The organism is Algoriphagus lacus, from assembly GCF_003583985.1.
Classification (GTDB): domain Bacteria; phylum Bacteroidota; class Bacteroidia; order Cytophagales; family Cyclobacteriaceae; genus Algoriphagus; species Algoriphagus lacus.
The window spans coordinates 1-19,703 of record NZ_QXML01000008.1; the positions used below are offsets into that span (position 1 = coordinate 1).

The window sequence follows — 19,703 nt, forward strand, 5'->3', positions numbered from 1 at the left end:
GGAGTTCTTTTCCTGGAATGGAGGTCAATGGGTTCATGGCTGTCTGGTTTTAAGATTTTCAGCGACCGTGAGTTCCAATTTCATGCATTCCTCGATTAGCCGGGAGACATGATCCAGGCATTGGTTTTCTGATTCCCACTCTGAAGAAATTGCGGCGACAAGTCTTCTGTTCATTTGGATAGCCTGGAGTAGGAGTTCGGTGCACCCGCTTGAATCAGTGCCATAGCTGACAGTCAAGTTGCCTCCAAAGGAGATGGCTGATTGGTTGAAATTGGAGAGGTATACGAAACTCATGATTTTTCCTGATTTTGTTCGCCGGAAAATTGGATGAATCGGGACTTCTGTCCCATTCCATGCGGGGATGAATTAGAAAAGAGGAGGAATAAAATATTCGGGTTGTGTCTCGCGTCATTGCGAGTCTTAAAAATTCCGGCAAATACAAAATAGCCATGACAGGTTGGTGTCACCTACACCCATTCTTCAAAGGGTGATATTAAGTATTGTTTCGCCAGCTGAGTACAAATCATCAATCAGAAAGGCGCGGGGGGCTCGCTGCCCACCCTGCAGGCTGGCCCAAACCTAAAACAGCCCAGTGGGCTGTTTCTTTACAGTTTGTCTTTCCCTGGGCGCCTATCCGATTAATATTCTGTGCTAGGAGGGTAAACTCAATCGTGGATGAGGATGTAATGACAGAATCCGCACATTTTGTCCAGAAAAAATGACCCGTCCCGCCGATTCCCTTGCTGATCTCAGAGCTAAGGAGAAAGGCTATCGATCCACGGGGCAATGACGAAAAGTAGCGTCATTGCTAGGGATCATATTTTGATTATCAGGTTGTTTTTCAGTCTTGCGATCCCGAAGCAATCTTTAGGCTCTCCGCTATTGCGAGGGATAATATTTTGATAATCGACTTATTTTACAGTCTTATGATCCCGAAGCAATCTTTTAGTAAGCATGAAGTAATCGGTTGGGACTTCCTAGAATATATTGCTTTTGGGCAGTGAGCTGATTAGCCCATTATTTCATTGTAGGTTGTCCCTATCAATGACAAAACATTCGGCGCAATGGGTAAGGCTGCCTTTTCCTTTTTTAATCTTGTCAGCAATTTTTTCCATTTGTTACTTTTTGTGGGGCAAAAAGTAACCAAAAACCCTTGACGTGGCAAAGCTCCTACCGCACGAGGCTGAACGCCGGCCCGCTGCCACGTCGGGCCACCGCGCCCTTCCTATCGATAGTTTGTGCTAGAATGGCGAACTCAAAAGTTGTTTCGGAATCTGGTGCCTTAACAATGGCAAAATCCTGCCATCTCTAAATTATTACTACCCGCAATGACGGTACCCGACACTTTTTGTCCGGATAATTCAATCAAAACCCCGATTCCCTTGCTGGAATCAGTACTAAGGAATAAATTAGTCCAAAGACTATGGGGAGATTTTCCTAATTTCCCTTTCTAATACTTCAGACTATGAACGAAAAAATCCACCACGGCCGGAATATCAAGCGATTCAGAGAGATGATGGGCATCAAGCAGGAAGCCCTGGCTCAGGAACTCGGAGAAGACTGGTCCCAGAAGAAGATCAGCCTGCTGGAGCAAAAGGAAGAAGTGGAGGAGGAGCTCTTGCGTCAGGTCGCCGAGATTTTGAAAGTTCCGGCAGAGGCGATTAAGAATTTTAATGATGAAACAGCCATCAATTTTTTTAATTCTTCATTCAATGGTCAATTCAGCGGTGTAAATTATCATACCACTTTTAATGTGAATCCCATAGAAAAATGGGTTGAGACACTTGAAGAAAATAAAAAACTTTACGAGCGACTATTGGAATCAGAGAAAGAGAAGGTGGAATTGTTGAAGAGGATTCTTGAAAAATAAACGTCAATCTTTTTGAAATCTTTCGGGTTAAAGAACACATTCCTGAAAATTATTTTCGCCAATGATACAAAATTCTGATTCTTTGCAACAAAGTGTTTCAAGGGTTGATACCTTATATATTGATCGGGTGGATCCTCTATACCACGAGTCCTACATCAAGCTTTTGGAGAAAAGCAATGAACAACTTTCTTTGGTTGGAAATCCTCTTGCTTGGATGATAGGAGCATTAGGGTTATTATTTGCAGCTGGAGCTATAGTTGCGGGCTATCATATAATCACTATGGGTAAAAGCTTTCAAAAGGAAAAGAGAAAACTTTTGATGGATCTGGAAATCATTAAGGAAAAATATAAGTCAGATTTGGATAATTTAGTAATTGCTCATCAGGAACAACTAGAGTCAACAAATAAACTATTAAATATACTAGTCCATTCAGGGAAAGTTGAAAACAATGAATTGAAGCAACTAAGAAACTCCATACATCGTTCAACAAATGCTATTAAAAATGCTTCGAAAGATATTCCTAATTTAAAAATTGAACATTCTCGATCTGGAATCACCAAATGTGGAAATTGTCAGAAATATTACCCAATTTCCTTCACCTTACAGAAGGAATTTAAGAAAGGGACATCAGAGTTAATTGAAAAAACTTGTCCTCATTGTGGGCACAAAAAGGTTTTAAATATAAAACATTGACAAGAGGTTTTATTTTCACAAAACAATTTGCTCAATTCCCATCGTTTTTTAGCCTAAAGCATCTCATTTTCAATTCATTCAGCGAAATCCAAATTCGTTTTGATATGAAGTCGTAATTGCAAACTTCGCCTATGCCATCGTTAATGTGGTGCCTGATCGAAAAAAGAGGGGACTAAGCCCAGGGGGAAGTTGTAAACACCGCTCAGTCAATTGCTGATTTTACGACCATATAGGGGGATTATATTGTGGAGATCTTTATAATGAAAAATAGTATAGTGCCTCCAGTCACTAAAGTCAAAAATCCATTGAAAAACCAAAACCTCCTGACCCATTCTTTAAACAAAAACATATTCAACAGACTAATCAGGAATATCCCACACACTAATGAAATGAAGAGATAAGTTCTCAATACAAACTGTGTTTGGGAGCTAGGATGAAAATCATCACTTATAATTTGAATAATAAACCAGAAAAACACACAAGCCATTGTCCATGTGCAAAAAAGTCCAATTGGATTAAAAATTAGGTTTTTCATAATTTACTACAATGAAATAAAAGTCATTTGTTGGGGGATTACAAATTCGTTTTGATATAAAGGCGTAGTTTTAAACTACGTCTAGGCCATCGTCATACACCCATACGGGTTGACTTCACTTTAACTCAATGTCGGTGGAGTAATTTTCTTTAATAAATCTGTAACTCCTCATGACATTAGGATCGCTTTTTAGGTATAAAATGTCAACGGTGTCTGATATGTCCCAAGGTTCGTTTGTTGTTGTGTTCTCAAATTGTCGACCGTTAACATTGTATTTTACTTTAAAATCTATTGTTCCTTTTCCTCCAACTTTTTGCTTGTCAATGACAATTGCTTTTGCCCACGACCCATATTGAGCAAGTCTAATATTCTCAATTGTCTTTGATGTGGCACGGTAGAGGAATAGAATTACAATCACAAAAAGAAGTCCATATCCTATTGTTTTTCTTGTTGACCATTTCCAAAATGTCTTTGTTGAGTTGTATGTCAAATTAGGTCTCTTTTTCCTAATCATGTTAGATGCTGCCAATGTTTGTGTTTACACAATTATTGAGCAAGGCATGCCTATTTGGATGCCTTGCGCAATAGTTGAGGGTATTTTTAAATTGTTTCTCACCTCAACCCCTCCAAATAACTCACCAAATCCACCAGTTCCTGTTCGCTTAGTGGGAAAGCTGGCATCAGGGATTCTGATAGTTGGGTGATGGAGGCGATGTCGGCGAGCTTGTAGATAGTTTGCTCGCTGCTGCCTACCAGCTTCACGATCAGGTCGTTCTCGGTCTTGGAGTTGACGATGCAGCGGATTTCCTTACCATCTTTGAATTTGACGAGTTGGGTTTCGTAGCCGAAGCCCATGCCTTCAGATGGATTGATGATCGCATTGATCAGTCCTTCCCGACTGAGTTTTCCTCCGATTTGGGTCAGTGCAGGGCCGAAGTCGATCCCTTCGTTGCCTACTTTGTGGCAGGTGAGGCAGTAGGAGGTAGCGAGGGTTTTGCCGTTTTCCGGATTGCCCTTGGCTGATTGCATTCGGATTAAGTCGTATCCCTCAGCGATACTGTTTCCGTATTTTTCCACCGCAAGGACGCGGATATTTCCATTCCAGCTGCTCATCAGGATCTTCTGTGCGATCGGCAGCAGGTCTGCAGGAATCTGATCTGCTTTGGCCAGTTCCCAAAGCACCGCCTCAGACTGATAGCCTTTGGCTTCTTCCATTGCAGCGGTTCGGACAGCGGTGGAGGCTTTGTCGTTTTTCCAGAATTTGCTGAGCAGGTTTGCCATGTCAGGGGTATCCACTGCGCCAAACTTGCGGATGGCTGCTATGGCCTTGGTTTCATCCGAATTCTTCATGGCCTGCTCGATCTCGCCCATGCCGTAGAGGGAAGCGAAAAGTCCGGCAGACTGATTGGCCAAGCCCCTGTTTTCCTCCTGATAGACTAGTCCAAGTAGGCGCTCCTTCTGGTCTTTCAACTGGTATTTGCGGACGATCTCAAGGAAATCCCGGTCATCTGCAATCTCTCCCGCTTTGGCTTTTGCCAAGCTGAGGAGTTGTGCGTCTGGTTTTTTGGAGTCAAAAGCCGCCTGTCTCAGGATGATGACCTGATCCTCGTTTTGCCCTTTGGCAAGCAGATTTTTCAGGGTTAGGTTTTTCAGATCAGCCGATTGGAAATCCAAAGCCCGGTAGTAGCGATGATCTGCCGGACTGTTTTCTGCCAGGATAAGTTCCTCCAAAAGTGCCGGAGTGCCTGCCGATCTCGATCTCCAAATCAGGTCTTTGGCCTCAGCAGAATTGCTCCAACCTTGACCGACTTTTGCCAGATAGGCAGGCAAATAGCTGTCCCAACGGAATTCCGCCGCGATGCCCAAAGCCTCCAGGTACCATCGGTCTCCGCTGCGATAGCCTTCGGCCAATTTCAGCCACACGTCCGGAGCATCCTCATATCGAATGGCCACCGCTACTTCCCGACGCACCTGATCAGAGGGATCGGCAGCAAGTTGGAGCAGGAAGGCTGAGTCCTTCATCCCGTTGATGCGTGAGGCACGGACTGCTGCCACACGGATATTTTCATCGGCATCTGCTGCGGCTTTTTGGATGTAATCATTACCATTCGGAAGCTTGGTTAAGAGCCAAAATGCACGGGCTTTCATTCGGGAGTCTTCTGACTCATAAAGCTTTTCCAATGCTTCTTTGGCTTCAGCTCCCTTTTCCTTCAGTGCCATAAAGGCCTTGAAGTGAATCGCCCGATTGGGATTTTGAACCAGTTCGATCAGGGATTCAACAGAAGAATAATCCGGCGCTTCCACCTTGTATTTTGACTTTTTCGGAGCGAGGCGATACACCCGGCCTTTTTCCAAATCACCAACCGCATGTCCACCCACTCCTGGATCGTACCAGTCGGAGATGAAGATCGAACCGTCAGGTGCTACGGTCACATCGGATGGGCGAAACCAGTTGTCGCGTTTGTTGCCGTCCAGGATGGGTTTGACTTCACCCGTAAATCCTGCTCCGGAAGGCTGCACGGGATACATTCGGATCACATTGGGTCCGGCATCGGCATGGATGACCTGATTTTGGTATTCGGTAGGAAGAAGTTTTCCTTCATAAACGAGGATTCCGGTGGGCGAACCTGCATAGTTTTGGATTAGGTTGGGTACTACTCCGGGATCATTTAGGTGCCAATGTTGTCTCCAAACTGAATCTTCCATATTCACACGTCGGGTTCTCCAGTCGGCTTTAGTCATTTCGTCTTTGAAGCCGTAGTTGCCATAGTCCATCACGAAGTTGATTCGCGTGGAGCGGTTGCCGTCGTCGTCGTTGTCACTCTGCCACATGCGGCCATAGCTGTCCACGGCGAGTTCGTAGTTGTTTCGGAAGTTCCAGGCAAGGACTTCCGGATTGCTGCCGTCGGGATCGCAGCGGAAAACCATGCCTTCCTGATAGGGAGCTGTTTCGGAAGTGACCGGGCGATCCAATGGATCCAAAATCGGACTTCCGTCTGCATAGTGAAGTCCTTTGCCTTCGTTTCCATAGTTGAAATAAAGCTTTCCGTCAGGCCCAAAGGTGAAGGCATGCATGCCGTGATCGTGCTGCACACCGCCGACTCCGGTGAAAAGCACCTCTTTTTTATCCGGAACATCGTCCCCGTTTTCATCCGTGAAGACAAAGACGTTCGGGCTTACGGAGACGAAAACTTTGTTGCCAAACACAGCTATGCCCAAGGCCGCATTGATGTCTGTTCCTTGGTAGAAGACTGTGGATTTGTCGGCTTTGCCATCCCCATCGGTGTCCTCTAAAATCAGGATTCGGTCTCCTTCGGCTTTGACAGGATTTTTAGGATTAAGTTGATTTCTGTAGTTGTAGGCCTCTGTAATCCACACCCGTCCGCGGTCATCGATGTCCATATTGGTGGGATTGGTCATCATGGGTTCGGATGCGAAAAGCGTCAGTTGCAGCCGGTCGTCCAGCACCTCAATCCCGTCCAGGGCAAATTCCACCGAGCGCTTTTGCTCGTCTGTCAGGGCATCATACTGTTCTTGGGTGAGTTGGGGCTTGGTGGTATCGCAGGCAAAAAATAAAAGACCGGAAATTCCAGCCAAACAAAGATACTTCTTCATAGGTCTACAGGTTTTTGGGTTGGAAAGCTTTTTTGAAAGCAAAGCAAAATAGGGGATAAGGACTTGTGAACCAAGCTTGAAACCAGAATCTCTGATACCAGAATTTGAAAAAATCATCAGATTATCCTGTTCGAAAGAATTGAGGGATTGGACCTTTGTCCTGAAAAAATCGGAGACTTGTTGAAAATGAGGTGCTCCAGTTAAAATCCAAAAATTGTTAACCACTTCATTTACTTCGCCTGTCAGTTCCTTTGGACAGGGTTTGAGATGAAAAAGTTTGTGGGGTTCTTCGTATCAATACTGGGCATTCAGTCTGGTTTTGCGCTTTTTTCATTAACCCGTCCGATCGATGAAGAGAAGTTTATGTTCCGGATTTTGTGGCCAAAACCCCGAAGAAGAAATTATTTTCGGGTGCAAAAGAATCCTTGTCCAGACTTCGGTATTCATTCTTTTGATCTTTCTTCCACTCTTGTGGCCTAATTCACTTCAGGCCCAATCCCGAAAAAACGTTTCGCAGTTTTCCCAGTTTCAGGGGTATTTCAACCCGGGTTTGACGGGCTACGAAGGCTCTGTGGTTCGTGGATTTGTGCGAAACCAATGGTCTGGATTTGAAGGGGCACCGCAGACGTTTTTCTTCAGTACCGAAATCGACTTTGGCGAACTGTCAGGGGAGATTGATCCTGCGCTGATGGGGAAAAATGCCGTTTCGCTAAACCTGATGCATGATACCTACGGTGCATTCCGCGAAAATGAAGTGTTGCTCAATTATGCCTCACGGGTGAGACTGACCGAAAACCACAATTTGAGATTGGGAGTGGGGGTGATCTACCAGTCCATCCGTCTGGACGGAAGTGCGATGACTACGGAGGAACAGAACGACCCCACCTTGGGGCAGTACTACGGGACCTTTTCCGACATGGAGTTGATTGACCTGAATGCGGGGATTGCCCTGACGCACCGGAAATACTATTTCTCCTATGCCGTCCAACGACTCAACGGGGGGAAGGTCAGCAAAGGGGATGAATTTATGGATGGTTATCCGACGGAGCAGTTTGTGCAGGCCGGTTTCCGGGAAGCGTTGACGCCGAACGTTTCCATCATCACGAATGCATTTTTCCGAAGCAGGAAGGATCTGCCCAACGTGATGGAGCTGAACATGAAAGCCCTGCTGATGGACAGGGTGTGGCTCGGTGGGGGAATCCGCTTTGACTACGCGAGCAACCTGCAGTTTGGGTTTCTGACCAAGCGGATGAAAGTCGGTTATGTCTATGAATTCCCGATGGGGCAAAGTTACTTGCTACCCGGCAGCACGCACGAATTCACGGTTACGCTCAACTTGTTCAGGGATAATGTGAGAAACAAGTTTGCTCATGATGAGGTGCTGATCTGGTGATCAAACTGTTTTTTGTCTTCTTTGAATAGAAAGAGTAGCTTCTGGGGAGTTTTTAGGTTTTGAGGTATTGGATGAGTCCCTCGAGTGTCCCGAATTTCTGTCCGGAGTAGGTAAGAAAAAGGGGGTTGTGTTGGATGGTGATTTGACCCTGAACTTCAGAAATCCCAGCTTTACGGAGCGATTTTTTAACCCAAAAAACCAGCTCCTGCGGACCTTCGATCCAGAATTCCGAAGCATCACCTTCCAGTTCAATTCGTCCGCGAATGAGGTTAAACCTGTATTTGTCACTAGGGAGCAATTGGTTGACCTGACCGGAAAGGATGAGATCCTCCGGTCTACCGGAAATCAATGGGGTACCGCAGTTGAGCAGCCAAAACCGATCGGCAGTCTCAATGGCAATATCCAGATCATGGGTCACGACTAAGATTCCTTTTCCTCGATTTACTGCGATATCCCTGAGTAAGGACATGATTTCAAAGCGGTTGACCAGATCCAGGTGAGCGGTGGGTTCGTCAAGGATGAGGACTTGCCCGTCCTGCGCGAGTGCCCGAGCGATCATGGCTTTTTGGCGCTGACCGTCGCTGATTTCGCTGAGTCGCTCGTCTTGGAGGTAGGTGATTTTAGTATCTGAAAGTGCTTTTTCAACCAAGAACCGGTCTTGCTCATTTAGCCTTCCGGACCAACCCGTATGGGGAGTTCTGCCCAGAGCTACCAACTGTCCCACCGTCATATTTCCGGGAAAAATCGGGTCAGTCAAGACTACTGCGATTTGCTTTGCCAGTGACTCAAGAGAAAAGGTCTTGATATCCTTACCTTCCAGAGAAAGATTTCCTGAAAAGGGAGCGATTTGACCGAGAATTGCCTTGATCAGGGTCGATTTTCCGACGCCATTTGGACCGAGAAGACAAGTCATTTCACCTGAAAAAAGCTGAAAGTTTAACCCGGAAAGGATCTCTTTCGAGGTTTTTCCTTTTCGGTAACCCAGACTTAATTCTTTTCCTTCCAGGGCGATATGTCGCTGAAATTTTTCCATCGGCTTAGAAATCCTTGCTGAAATTACGCTTCAAAATCAGGGTGATTACGATGGGTGCTCCGACTAGGGAAGTGACTGCATTGATGGGCAGCGTGCTTGCAATTCCCGGGAGTTGACCTGCAGCATCACAGAGCAACAGCAAAATGGAACCGATTAGGGCTGATGCAGGAAAAAGAATTCGATGGTCGGCAGTTTTCCAAACGATGCGCGCCAAGTGCGGTACTGCAATTCCCACAAAAGCAATCGGCCCGCAGAAGGCGGTGATTCCGCCTGCCAAAATCCCAGTACTTCCGATCATGAGCCAGCGCATGCGGTCAGGCCGTATGCCCATGCTTCGGGCATAATTTTCTCCCAGCAGGAGGGCATTATATGATTTGATCGAGAAAAAAACAGGAAGCAATCCCAGTCCGGTCAAGACTCCCAAAATCCCCACCTGAGACCAACCCAAAGCCCCGAGGCTTCCCATTGACCAAACGGTGAACAGTTTCAAAGCCTCCGCTCCGGAAAAGAAGGAAAGCACCGAAATCACCGCCGAAACCGCACTGCCAAACATCAATCCCACGATCAGCAGTGTCATGCTGTCCTTCACTCTCCAGGCCACCAGACTGACACCCATCAGCACTAAGGCCGCTCCTGAAATCCCCGCCAAAGCAATAGCCCAGGAGTTGATCCCGCTTAGGGCAAACCCAAAAGCCGAACCCGCCAACATCAAAATCGCCACACCCAGTCCGGCTCCCGAACTGATCCCGAGTACATAAGGTCCTGCCAGAGGATTTCGGAAAAAGGTCTGCATCTGAAGGCCAGAAATACTCAGTCCAATACCGGCAAAAATGGCTACCAGTGCTTTGGGAAACCGATAATTGAGAATGATTTCCTCCCAGGAGTCCCTGGCCCAGTTTCCTGAAAAAATCCCCGAAACGATCTCCCCAAACGGAATCCACACCGATCCCAAGCTCAGATTGAGCAAAACGCTCAGCCCGAGTAGGAGGAAGGTGATGGGGAAGAGGTAAGGGCGGAGGGGCATTTGTTAAATTCGGAGAGGTTCGTGGTGATATGAACCTCGGCTATGATTTTCTTTTAGTTTAACTTCTGATAGAAATATAACTCATAATTGGGCAGAAGTTCCGGGTGGAGGATTTTGATCAGGTCTTTGAGGATCAGATCCGGGCGCATGTACCCCAATTCGAAATACTCCAGGCCACCGGTTGGGCCTTTTTTGGCAGTGTAGGTAAAGACTTTTCCGTCCTTGAGCGCCTGGAATGACCGGTAACGGGGTTCGGTTTGAATCATATTTTCCAGGCTTGGAAAGTCTGCCGAACCGATCCAAAAATCGGCTTCAAGCCCTTTGTCCAGTACAAATTCATAGCTCAGTTGCAGGCTTCCTTCTCCGGCTTGATCGGAGAAAATGTAGCGTCCTCCGGCGTTTTCCAGGATTTGGGCTCCCCAGCTGTCCGCGCCGGGTGCATACCAAATATCCTGATACATCACTCCACTCAGGACACTGGGTTTTTGGGCTTCCGAGAGGGTTTCACCCAGCTTTTTTGCCTCCAGATAGTCAGCCTCAATTTGTGTAAACACGGCCTCGGCTTCCTTGTATTTTCCAAGTAAAATCCCGGTGAATTTGATCCATTCGGCTCTTCCCAAAGGGTCCTGCTCCACGTATTCCCCATTGATCAGGGCCGGAATTCCTGCCTGAGCGAAGAGCTCGAGGTATCTTAAATCTTCTCCCAAGGTGGAGATCATGATCCAATCCGGCTGGAGGTCGATGACCATTTCCGGGTTGGCGGCAGGCCCGTTTCCGAGGTCTTTGACCTTGCCGGTATTGATCAAGGCTCTGGTTTTTTCGGAGGAAATGAGATCGGGCTGCGGAAATCCCACCAGTTTTTCGGTCTCACCAAGAAGATCCAAATGTGGAATTTGAGTCGTGGAAGTCAGGATCAAATCTGTAACAGGTAGCTGGACTACGGCATCAAACCCGGTTTTTTCTGCCTTTGAATTCTCTTCCAAAACCAGGTATCGATACGTTTTTTCAGCCCCGGTGTACCCTTGGGTTACGTGGATTTCCCAGAAATTTTCGCCTTGAAAAATCTCAAATCCTTTGGCATACCTGAGCGGGACAGAAGTTTTTTCACTGGAATCCGAGTTCTCTTTTTTGCAGGAAAAAGTGAGGATCAATAGCCATCCTAAGAGGAGGTAAGCGGCTGATTTAAAGTAAAAAACTGAGTTTTTGGAATTTCCTGACATGGAAAATGAAAGGTGAAATTTTTCACCAAGGTAAAGGAGTCCATACCTGCTTTCCAAAATTTTCGATGTCAGGAGATTTTTTTGACCGGGCAAAATCGCCTTTCTTTGTCAGCGATGAAGGTTCCCAATCCGTTGATCGGCTCTTGGGATTAAAAGGGAATCCGGTGAAAAACCGGAGCTGTCCCCGCAACTGTCAGTCTGTCCTTTCCCGAATTTTCGGGATCGGAAAAAGCTTTTACTCCACTATGCCATTGTCCCGATTACTATCGGGATGAGAAGGCCGGTAAAAGTCAGATGAGCCAGGAGACCTGCCTTGATCAGTTGATTCTGTGCTTTCGGAGGAAAAGCGAAGAAGACATGTCGATTTCCATTCCGATGACTTGTCCTCCGTGGCAGATCGGAATGCGAAAGTTTTCATTTCTTCCCATTTCTCTTCAAGCCCGAATCGAATTGAACCATTTCTATTCGATCAGGCATGATTTTACTGTTTTGGGTATTTTCTTTCTTCGGCTCTATGCCGGAGCAGGACACCGTTTCCCTGGTGGAAGTGGAAGTGTATGCGCCTGCCTTGGATCGGTTTGCAGAAGGGCAAAAGATCGTCCAACTCGGGAAGCGCGAGCTTTTGACCTATTCCGGAAGGTCCTTGGGGGATTTGTTGCAGGAGAAAAGCCCGGTTTTTGTCCGTCAATACGGGGCAGGAATGTTGGCCTCGCCATCCTTTCGTGGGACTTCAGCCGGCCACACTGCCGTTTTTTGGAATGGTCTCCCCATCAACAGCCCTTCCCTTGGACAAAGTGATCTGTCGATTCTACCCGTCGCGGGGATTGATCGGTTGGGGATTCACTTTGGGAGTGGAGGAGCACTGTTTGGAAATGAAGCCATCGGGGGAAGTCTTCATCTGGAGACCAAACCTGAATTTGGAAAAGGGTTTACCGGGCACTTTTCCCAACAAATCGGAAGTTTTGGACTTTTCAACTCCCGATTGAGTGGCCAATTTTCTTTCGAAAAATTCACCTTCCAAACAAAAGTCTACCGGGAGTTTACCGAAAATGATTTTCCCTATCAGGACCTTTCTCAGCCTGGGACACCGGAAATCAGGCTAGAGCATGCACGATTTGAGCAACGGGGGATTGTACAGGACGTGGCTTGGAATATTGCTGAAAAATCCCAGTTAAAAACTTCCATCTGGTGGAATCAAGCCGAGCGGGAGGTTCAGCCCGTCATGGGTTCGAGGACGCAGGATATCCAGCAGGATCAAAGTTTGAGAGCTGTTTTGGATTATTTCCGATTTGGGCAAAAGTCTGTTTTGAATCTCAAAATTGGCTTCTTTCAGGATAATCAACTTTTTAATTCGACATCAAATGCCACCAGCTTGTTTTTGTTGGGAGGAGATTGGGACTACGCTTTTTCAGAAAAATGGACTTCCAGATCCGGTGCCCGATTTACGTTAGCCGCAGGCGATCTCAGTACCTACGAGGCAAGGGAGGACCGGCTTGAACTCTACCAGTCCACCCGTTTTGTTCCGGCTGAAAAACTGGCCATTTCACTTAATCTCAGGCAGCTCATTTATTCGGGGGCTTTTGCTCCATTCACACCAAGTATTGGATTGGATTGGGGGTTTTGGGAAAAGGAAAATCAGGGGTTGAAGTTAAAAGCTTCTCTGGGAAGGGGATTTAAAGTATCCACGCTCAACGATCGATTTTGGAATCCGGGAGGAAATCCCAATCTCCTTCCGGAGCAAAGTTGGAATGGAGAACTGGGCTTTCATTTTACCCGAAACGCCAACATTTCCCTTACCCAAAGCCTGACCTATTACCGAATGAACGTGAACAACTGGATCATCTGGTTGCCTCAGGGGAGCATCTGGAGTCCGGAAAATATCCGTGAGGTTCGTAACCAGGGAGTGGAATACCAAGGAAAAAGCAACTGGAAAACAGGGACTTGGAATTGGGAATTGGGGTTGAGCTATACTTTTTCGGATGCCTTGGACCTTACCTCAGATGCTACCCAGCCCCAGCAGTTGCCTTATACTCCTCGTCATCAGGCCAATGGAACTCTGAAAACCGAAGTAGGTCGGTTTTGGGTCAATCTTGGGACTTTTTATGTGGGAGAGCGAGCTGTTGGAACTGGCAATTCGAGGGTCCTGAATGGATTCCAGCTTTGGAATACATCGGTTGGTTTTTCAGGAATAACATGGGGAAAAGTCCGGATGCCGCTCAGTTTTCAGGTCTTGAACCTTTTCGATAAGGACTATCAGGTGCTTTACCTCCGGGCAATGCCCGGCAGATCATATCAATTTAATTTAATCCTAGACTTATGAAATTTACTTTGAAATCCCAACTCGGGGCTTTTGCCCTGCTTTTTGTCCTTTTTTCCTGTGAAGATTCAGGAAGAGAAAATCCGCTTGGAGCCTATGAAACAGGAGTTTTGATTCTAAATGAAGGCGCTTTTGGAGCCAATGACGGGGAGATTTTTCACTTTGATCCGGTTTCGGGTGCTTTGAAACAAAATGTGTTTGAACTTGAAAACGCGCGTCCATTTGCGGGACTTTTGGAAGATGTGGTTGAAGCGGATGGAAGGCTTTATTTGGTCGCCAACACTGGAAAAGTCGAGATCGTGAATGCTGGAGATTTCAAGTCCCGTGGTGCAGTAGTCGGAGACTTGGATCAACCAAGGTCTCTGGAAGCGGTAGAAGGGAAGCTGTTTATTTCTGATTATGGTCCTTACGACGCCAGCTACAATACCCCGGATTCTTATGTGGCTGTGGTAACCGGACTGGATGGAGGCACAGTAAAAAAGAAAATAGCAGTTTCCAACAAACCGGAAGACTTGTATGTGAGTGGAAATTTCGTCCTGGTGGCTGGATCGGAAGAAGGGAAAGTGGAATTAATCGATGCCCGTACCGAATCTGTCATCCTAAGCCTGGATGTGAAGGGTCAGCCTGTCCAGTTTTTTGAAAAAGGAGGAGACCTTTGGCTGTATTCCTTTGATTCGGAAAAGGTCTATTTTCAATCTTTCCGAATGGACAATTTCGCCCTGAAAAGCTTGAAAGAAGTTAGCTTGCCTAGTGCTACCAGTCGCATGACAATTGGGTCAGGCAACCGAATCTACATTCTTACCAGCTCCGGATGGCCGGAGTATCGGGATGCGGTGGCCATTGTCAATTTCAACGACAATTCCGTTACTCCGACCTGGAAAACCGGATCAGGATTTTATGGAATCGGCTTCGATCCGGAGCGGCAAGAGCTCTATGTAGCCAACTCCAAAGGATTTCAGGGTAACGGTGAATTTGTGATATACTCCGAACAAGGCACAGAACTTCGAAAAATGGAGGTAGGCAGAGGACCTTCCGGGTTTTCGTTTTAGTCAAAAAAATGGGAGGAGAATTGTTACATCCTCCTCCCAATGTTTGGATTTTGTCATTTTAGGATTTTACTCATCCAACTTTTTTTCCATGGTATCTTCAAATTTCTCGAGCAGGGAGATGTAGTTGTGCCGGATATTTTCCAGGAATTTTTGTTGGGTATCCAGCGCATAAACAGGATTGTACTGAATACGGTCGATAATCATGTCCAACCAGGATTTGCCGTCGTCGATCAGTTCGGCATGAAAGGCTTCAACAGTGGTGTCTCTTGATCCTGAAAAGGGTCCCTTTCCCATTTTTTGGAAGTACTTACCGATCAATTTCAGGGCAAGCTCATGTGCCACTTCGAAATGAATAATCAATTCCCGGGATTGAGATTCCGAATATCCAGTCTTTTCGCCTCGGGTTGCAAAAGTCTTTAGCTCTTCCAAAGCGGTGCTGAATTGTTTTAGACACTCCTCACAGGATTGCGGTAAGGTTTTCATTTTGGGATTTTCTTTCTTTCAAATTAGAGAAAAATGGCCGGGAATTCGAAAAAACCGGTTGGAATTTTGAACTCCAACCACTTTTTGTTATCGAACATTGTAGCTCTGCATAAAAGGCTGGCCATTAGGAGCCACCCCCTCAAGTCTCAGTCTACCGCTGAATTTTTCCAGATATTTTCCTGCTTCATTCGGGTCTTTGGCAGGCACCTGATTGATATGGGTGATCACAAATCCATCTCTGAATCCCAGGTCTCTCAGGTAGCCGCGAGTCAGGGAAGTGATTTTGACTCCATAGGGAATTTTCAGCCGGTCTTTTTCAATTGTATTTACAGCTTCCAATCTTGCTCCCAAGAGTGCAGAACTGTAATATTCCCGTTTAATGACCCCAGTTTCACCTTCCAGGTTTTGTAAGGTCAGTTGGGCTGTTTTTGGACTTCCTCCCCGAATGTATTCCACCGTTACTTTGTCTCCCGGATAATAATAGGATAGCGCTTCTTCAAAACTTCCCTTGCCGGTAATTTTCCAATCAGCGATTTTGGTAATTACATCGTCCTTTTGAAGCCCGGCGTTTTCCCCGGACCCATCAGGCAATACGTGGGTAACGATCACCCCATCCAGAGTTTTCAGCTTCATTTCCTCTGCCAGTTCGGGGGTGACTTCAACCACATCCACTCCCGGAATGGCTTTTTGTACTTCCCCATACTTGATCAGGTCATTGGCTATTTTCATGGCGATGTCCACCGGTACTGCAAATCCATACCCTGTGTAAGATCCGGTTCTGGAAAGAATGGCGGTATTGATTCCCACCAACTCACCGTTGCTGTTGACCAATGCTCCTCCGGAATTTCCCGGATTGATAGGCGCATCGGTTTGGATAAAACTTTCCAAAGGAAAATCCCCACCCAGGATATTGATCTGCCTTTCTTTGGCAGAAACGATTCCTGCAGTTACAGTGGAGGTCAGGTTAAAAGGGTTCCCCACTGCCAGTACCCATTCCCCGATTTGGAGGTTTCTGCTGTTTCCTAGGGTGATTTGCGGGAGATTTTCAGCTTCGATTTTGAGTACGGCGATATCGGTGTTTTTGTCCGTTCCTACCAGTTTTGCTTGATAGGTCCGTTTTTGATGTACTACCTCGATAGTCTCCGCCTGATCGATCACGTGATTGTTAGTAATGATATAGCCGTCTTTGGAGATGATCACCCCTGATCCGGTACTAACCTGAGGCGTTGGTCCCGTTCCGAAGAAGTAATCAAACATGCTGTACCTTCTGGGATCAGTCCCGGTAAAATTTTTTATGAAAACAACTGATCCTGTGCTTTTTTGAGAAGCCTCGACAAAGGAAATGGGCGGATTCGTTCTGAATCCTTGAGAAGGGATTTCAGAAGCAAACTGGGTTGGCGCAGATGAAAAAGGATCCTTAAATCGCCTGTCCTCATCAGTTGTGTTTGATGCGATCGTTGTCCAAAGTGCTGCTCCGGCTAATCCGGCCAGAGAGGGAAGTCCGATTGATTTGACCAGTGTGTTCATGAGATTAATTTACTGAAAGCACGAAATTAGGTTTTGAAAGTCGGGTTGGATTCACAAGTTTTAAGAACATTAATCTGAATTATTGGATCATTTTTCAAAAATCATCCCATTCGGATAAAACTGACGAGATGTGCAAGGAAAAGTCTGGGCAATTGGTAATTTTGTCAGCCTGATTCAGAACCTTCCTCTCAATGGAAGGTTTTTATTTGGTTTTTAAACCTTTTTGCATGACAGAAACTAAGCGCGTAGCCATCCTTGGAAGCACCGGCAGTATCGGAACCCAAACCTTGGATGTCATCCGTCAGCACACAGACAAGTTTACCGTGGAGGTGCTTACCGCGCAAAATAATTGCGATCTCCTGATTACCCAAGCTTTGGAATTTAAACCCAATGCAGTGGTGATCGGCAATGAGTCCAATTACGGAAAAGTAAAAGAGGCACTCATTCCTCACGATATCAAGGTTTTTGCAGGGCAAAAAGCCATAGCACAGGTGGTGGAAATGGAAACCATCGATGTCGTATTGACTGCCCTCGTTGGATATTCCGGATTGATTCCCACTGTCCATGCCATCAAAGCCGGAAAGCAAATCGCCTTGGCAAACAAGGAAACTCTCGTAGTAGCAGGGGAAATCATCACTGCGTTAGCCAAGGAAAACGGGGTGAATATCTACCCGGTGGATTCCGAGCATTCTGCGATTTTTCAATGTTTGGTGGGGGAATTTCACAATCCGATCGAGAAAATCATTCTTACTGCTTCAGGAGGTCCTTTCCGAGGAAAAGACAGAGCGTTTTTGAAGACAGTCACCCGAGAACAAGCGCTTAAGCATCCAAACTGGGACATGGGTGCCAAAATCACAATTGATTCGGCATCCCTGATGAACAAAGGCTTGGAAGTGATCGAAGCGAAATGGCTTTTTGGTCTAAAAACTGAGCAAATTGAGGTAGTGGTTCATCCGCAAAGTATCATTCATTCCCTGGTCCAATTTGAAGACGGCTCAATCAAAGCACAACTCGGATTGCCCGATATGCGTATCCCCATCCAGTTTGCACTCAGCTTCCCTCATCGATTCAAGAGCAATTTCGAGCGGTTTGACTTCACCAAATATCCTCAATTGACCTTTGAGCAGCCGGATTTGAAAACTTTTCGGAACCTTCAGCTGGCATTTGACGCTTTAGCAAAAGGAGGAAATGCTCCCTGTATCCTGAATGCTGCCAATGAAATCGCCGTGGCAGCCTTTCTGAACAGAGAAGTGGGATTCCTCGAAATGTCGGATTTGATCGAGGAGACCTTGGAGAAAGCAACCTTTATTTCTCATCCAAGTTTGGAAGATTACATAGGAACAGACCTTGAGGCAAGAGCTATTACAGAAAAATTAATTAAGTCTAAAGTATAATGGAAACTTTGATTATGGTGGGCCAACTGCTCCTGGGATTATCCATCCTGGTGGGTTTACATGAGTTGGGTCACTTGCTTACAGCCAAGATGTTTGGCATGAGAGTGGAAAAATTCTCAATAGGTTTTCCTCCTAAAATCGCAGGATTTCAGTGGGGAGAAACCGAATATTCAATTGGGGCAATTCCTTTGGGAGGATTTGTGAAAATCTCCGGAATGGTGGATGAATCCATGGATACAGCCCAGTTGTCCTCCGAGCCCCAGCCTTGGGAATTTCGGGCAAAACCAGCCTGGCAGCGTTTGATTGTGATGTTAGGTGGGATTATCGTCAATGTGATCACAGGGATTATCATTTTCGTCTCCTTGGTCTACAAAAACGGTGAAACTTATTTTTCAAGAGATCAGGTCATCGAAAATGGAATCGTAGCCTACGAATATGGTGAGGCGATTGGTTTTCAGACCGGTGACAAAGTATTGGATATTAATGGTGAGCCGTATCAAAGTATTACTGACCTGAGCAGTGGTTCTGCTTTACTTAGCGAAAACGGTTATTATACCGTAGACCGCAATGGTGAGCAGATCAAAGTGGAAATCCCAAGAGGATTTATCAACACCTTCAACAGCGAGGAATCATTCTCCAAATTTGTTGGAATCCGGTTTCCGTTTGAAGTAGGGGATGTTTCCAAAGATGGTGCGGCTAAGGCAGCAGGAATTGCAGCTGGAGATAAAATAATTGCTGTCAACGGTCAGCCAGTGACCTACTTTGATGAATTGCAGAAGGCGCTTGAAAAAGTCAAAAACCAGGAAGCTCAAATCGTAAGACAAGGTGCTTCCTCAACCGATACCCTTTCTATCCCTGTTTCAGCAGAAGGCACCATCGGCATCGCGGCCAACCCGTTGATCGAACCGACCCGAAGAGAATATGGGATCAGCGAAGCCATGTCAAAAGGCACTGCAAGAGCCTTTGGAGTAGTCATCGTCAACGCTAAAGCCTTGGGTAAAATGTTTACCGGTGAGGTGTCTGCCAAAAATGTAAGCGGTCCGATCGGAATGGCCAAAATCTACGGAAATCAGTGGGACTGGATTAAATTCTGGAGTATTACCGGATTGATTTCCATGATTCTTGCATTCATGAATTTGCTTCCTATTCCTGCTTTGGACGGCGGTCACGTGATGTTTTTGCTTTATGAGATGGCCTCCGGCCGAGCTCCTTCAGACAAGTTTTTGGAAAATGCACAAAAGGTCGGTATGGTCATCCTGCTCGCTTTGATGGTATTTGCCATCGGAAATGATATCCTGAAGCTTTTTACGGGAGGGTAATTTCCTCTGGATATTTGAAGAAAAGCTCCGCCCCATTTATTCACGAGGCGGGGCTTTTTAATTGTTTAAAGTCAAAAAAATCCATGCTGAAAAAATTAAAACCAAGATTTTCAATTACATATTCAACTATAATTTTTTATTTGAGCAAAACCCGGTGATTATTTATAAACTATTTTTTACTTGCTGGAAAAATATCATCAAACTGGAATTCCAATCTGCCACAGAAGAGT

15 protein-coding genes and 1 riboswitch are annotated in these 19,703 nt (G+C 46.0%); of the genes, 7 read left to right on the plus strand and 8 right to left on the minus strand.

What is annotated here, in order from left to right:
• Nucleotides 1-33: 33 nt before the first annotated feature.
• Nucleotides 34-294 (minus strand): hypothetical protein, encoded by a 261-nt coding sequence (locus D0X99_RS15120; protein WP_119478694.1) that lies wholly within the window; start codon nt 292-294, stop codon nt 34-36.
• Between the two features lie 1,171 nt (nt 295-1,465).
• Between D0X99_RS15120 and D0X99_RS15130 the strand changes: the two genes are divergently transcribed.
• Together D0X99_RS15130 and D0X99_RS15135 are read left to right on the plus strand one after the other, a co-directional pair.
• Nucleotides 1,466-1,870, plus strand: a complete 405-nt coding sequence (locus D0X99_RS15130) for a helix-turn-helix domain-containing protein (RefSeq protein WP_119478696.1) — start codon at nt 1,466-1,468, stop codon at nt 1,868-1,870.
• Nucleotides 1,871-1,931: 61 nt separating this feature from the next.
• Nucleotides 1,932-2,564 (plus strand): hypothetical protein, encoded by a 633-nt coding sequence (locus tag D0X99_RS15135; protein WP_119478697.1) that lies wholly within the window; start codon nt 1,932-1,934, stop codon nt 2,562-2,564.
• A gap of 650 nt (nt 2,565-3,214) precedes the next feature.
• On the opposite strand, the gene D0X99_RS15145 is transcribed toward D0X99_RS15135, so the two are convergent.
• Together D0X99_RS15145 and D0X99_RS15150 are read right to left on the minus strand one after the other, a co-directional pair.
• Nucleotides 3,215-3,628: a hypothetical protein gene (locus tag D0X99_RS15145; protein WP_147392240.1), complete on the minus strand. Its 414-nt coding sequence runs from the start codon at nt 3,626-3,628 to the stop codon at nt 3,215-3,217.
• Nucleotides 3,629-3,711: 83 nt separating this feature from the next.
• The gene (locus tag D0X99_RS15150; RefSeq protein ID WP_119478871.1) at nt 3,712-6,714 is read right to left on the minus strand and encodes a PVC-type heme-binding CxxCH protein; all 3,003 of its coding nucleotides are present in this window, start codon (nt 6,712-6,714) and stop codon (nt 3,712-3,714) included.
• Nucleotides 6,715-7,063: 349 nt separating this feature from the next.
• On the opposite strand from D0X99_RS15150, the gene D0X99_RS15155 reads away from it, so the two are divergent.
• A complete protein-coding gene (locus D0X99_RS15155; RefSeq protein WP_119478700.1) occupies nt 7,064-8,107 on the plus strand; it encodes a PorP/SprF family type IX secretion system membrane protein in 1,044 nt (347 codons plus the stop codon).
• 52 nt (nt 8,108-8,159) lie between these two features.
• Here the strand turns inward: D0X99_RS15155 and D0X99_RS15160 are convergent, their stop codons facing one another.
• From D0X99_RS15160 to D0X99_RS15170, 3 genes are read right to left on the minus strand one after another with little or no spacing between them, the layout of a single operon-like run.
• A complete protein-coding gene (locus tag D0X99_RS15160) occupies nt 8,160-9,140 on the minus strand; it encodes an ABC transporter ATP-binding protein (protein ID WP_119478701.1) in 981 nt (326 codons plus the stop codon).
• Nucleotides 9,141-9,144: 4 nt separating this feature from the next.
• A complete protein-coding gene (locus D0X99_RS15165; protein ID WP_119478702.1) occupies nt 9,145-10,164 on the minus strand; it encodes an iron ABC transporter permease in 1,020 nt (339 codons plus the stop codon).
• A gap of 53 nt (nt 10,165-10,217) precedes the next feature.
• Entirely contained in the window at nt 10,218-11,384 is a 1,167-nt protein-coding gene (locus D0X99_RS15170) for an ABC transporter substrate-binding protein (RefSeq protein WP_119478872.1), read from the minus strand.
• Between the two features lie 101 nt (nt 11,385-11,485).
• Nucleotides 11,486-11,714: riboswitch (cobalamin riboswitch) on the plus strand.
• Between the two features lie 145 nt (nt 11,715-11,859).
• On the opposite strand from D0X99_RS15170, the gene D0X99_RS15175 reads away from it, so the two are divergent.
• Both D0X99_RS15175 and D0X99_RS15180 read left to right on the plus strand, forming a co-directional pair.
• Nucleotides 11,860-13,704, plus strand: a complete 1,845-nt coding sequence (locus D0X99_RS15175; RefSeq protein WP_119478703.1) for a TonB-dependent receptor plug domain-containing protein — start codon at nt 11,860-11,862, stop codon at nt 13,702-13,704.
• The gene (locus D0X99_RS15180) at nt 13,701-14,750 is read left to right on the plus strand and encodes a YncE family protein (protein WP_119478704.1); all 1,050 of its coding nucleotides are present in this window, start codon (nt 13,701-13,703) and stop codon (nt 14,748-14,750) included. Before D0X99_RS15175 ends, D0X99_RS15180 begins: the two co-directional genes overlap by 4 nt.
• A gap of 66 nt (nt 14,751-14,816) precedes the next feature.
• Here the strand turns inward: D0X99_RS15180 and D0X99_RS15185 are convergent, their stop codons facing one another.
• Together D0X99_RS15185 and D0X99_RS15190 are read right to left on the minus strand one after the other, a co-directional pair.
• Nucleotides 14,817-15,233 carry a nucleotidyltransferase substrate binding protein gene (locus D0X99_RS15185; RefSeq protein WP_119478705.1) on the minus strand — a complete coding sequence of 139 codons (417 nt, stop codon included), beginning with the start codon at nt 15,231-15,233 and terminating at the stop codon, nt 14,817-14,819.
• A gap of 87 nt (nt 15,234-15,320) precedes the next feature.
• Nucleotides 15,321-16,760 carry a S1C family serine protease gene (locus tag D0X99_RS15190; RefSeq protein ID WP_119478706.1) on the minus strand — a complete coding sequence of 480 codons (1,440 nt, stop codon included), beginning with the start codon at nt 16,758-16,760 and terminating at the stop codon, nt 15,321-15,323.
• A gap of 227 nt (nt 16,761-16,987) precedes the next feature.
• On the opposite strand from D0X99_RS15190, the gene D0X99_RS15195 reads away from it, so the two are divergent.
• Together D0X99_RS15195 and rseP are read left to right on the plus strand one after the other, a co-directional pair.
• The gene (locus tag D0X99_RS15195; RefSeq protein WP_119478873.1) at nt 16,988-18,154 is read left to right on the plus strand and encodes a 1-deoxy-D-xylulose-5-phosphate reductoisomerase; all 1,167 of its coding nucleotides are present in this window, start codon (nt 16,988-16,990) and stop codon (nt 18,152-18,154) included.
• A complete protein-coding gene (gene rseP / locus D0X99_RS15200; protein WP_119478707.1) occupies nt 18,154-19,473 on the plus strand; it encodes an RIP metalloprotease RseP in 1,320 nt (439 codons plus the stop codon). The genes D0X99_RS15195 and rseP overlap by 1 nt, the downstream gene beginning before the upstream one ends.
• Nucleotides 19,474-19,703: the final 230 nt, after the last annotated feature.

Coding starts and splice junctions, on each gene's coding strand:
- D0X99_RS15190 (WP_119478706.1), bottom strand. CDS start 16,760: ATGAACACACTGGTCAAATCAATCGGACTTCCCTCTCTGGCCGGATTA.
- D0X99_RS15155 (WP_119478700.1), top strand. CDS start 7,064: ATGAAGAGAAGTTTATGTTCCGGATTTTGTGGCCAAAACCCCGAAGAA.
- D0X99_RS15135 (WP_119478697.1), top strand. CDS start 1,932: ATGATACAAAATTCTGATTCTTTGCAACAAAGTGTTTCAAGGGTTGAT.
- D0X99_RS15150 (WP_119478871.1), bottom strand. CDS start 6,714: ATGAAGAAGTATCTTTGTTTGGCTGGAATTTCCGGTCTTTTATTTTTT.
- D0X99_RS15170 (WP_119478872.1), bottom strand. CDS start 11,384: ATGTCAGGAAATTCCAAAAACTCAGTTTTTTACTTTAAATCAGCCGCT.
- D0X99_RS15175 (WP_119478703.1), top strand. CDS start 11,860: ATGATTTTACTGTTTTGGGTATTTTCTTTCTTCGGCTCTATGCCGGAG.
- rseP (WP_119478707.1), top strand. CDS start 18,154: ATGGAAACTTTGATTATGGTGGGCCAACTGCTCCTGGGATTATCCATC.
- D0X99_RS15130 (WP_119478696.1), top strand. CDS start 1,466: ATGAACGAAAAAATCCACCACGGCCGGAATATCAAGCGATTCAGAGAG.
- D0X99_RS15160 (WP_119478701.1), bottom strand. CDS start 9,140: ATGGAAAAATTTCAGCGACATATCGCCCTGGAAGGAAAAGAATTAAGT.
- D0X99_RS15180 (WP_119478704.1), top strand. CDS start 13,701: ATGAAATTTACTTTGAAATCCCAACTCGGGGCTTTTGCCCTGCTTTTT.
- D0X99_RS15165 (WP_119478702.1), bottom strand. CDS start 10,164: ATGCCCCTCCGCCCTTACCTCTTCCCCATCACCTTCCTCCTACTCGGG.
- D0X99_RS15120 (WP_119478694.1), bottom strand. CDS start 294: ATGAGTTTCGTATACCTCTCCAATTTCAACCAATCAGCCATCTCCTTT.
- D0X99_RS15195 (WP_119478873.1), top strand. CDS start 16,988: ATGACAGAAACTAAGCGCGTAGCCATCCTTGGAAGCACCGGCAGTATC.
- D0X99_RS15185 (WP_119478705.1), bottom strand. CDS start 15,233: ATGAAAACCTTACCGCAATCCTGTGAGGAGTGTCTAAAACAATTCAGC.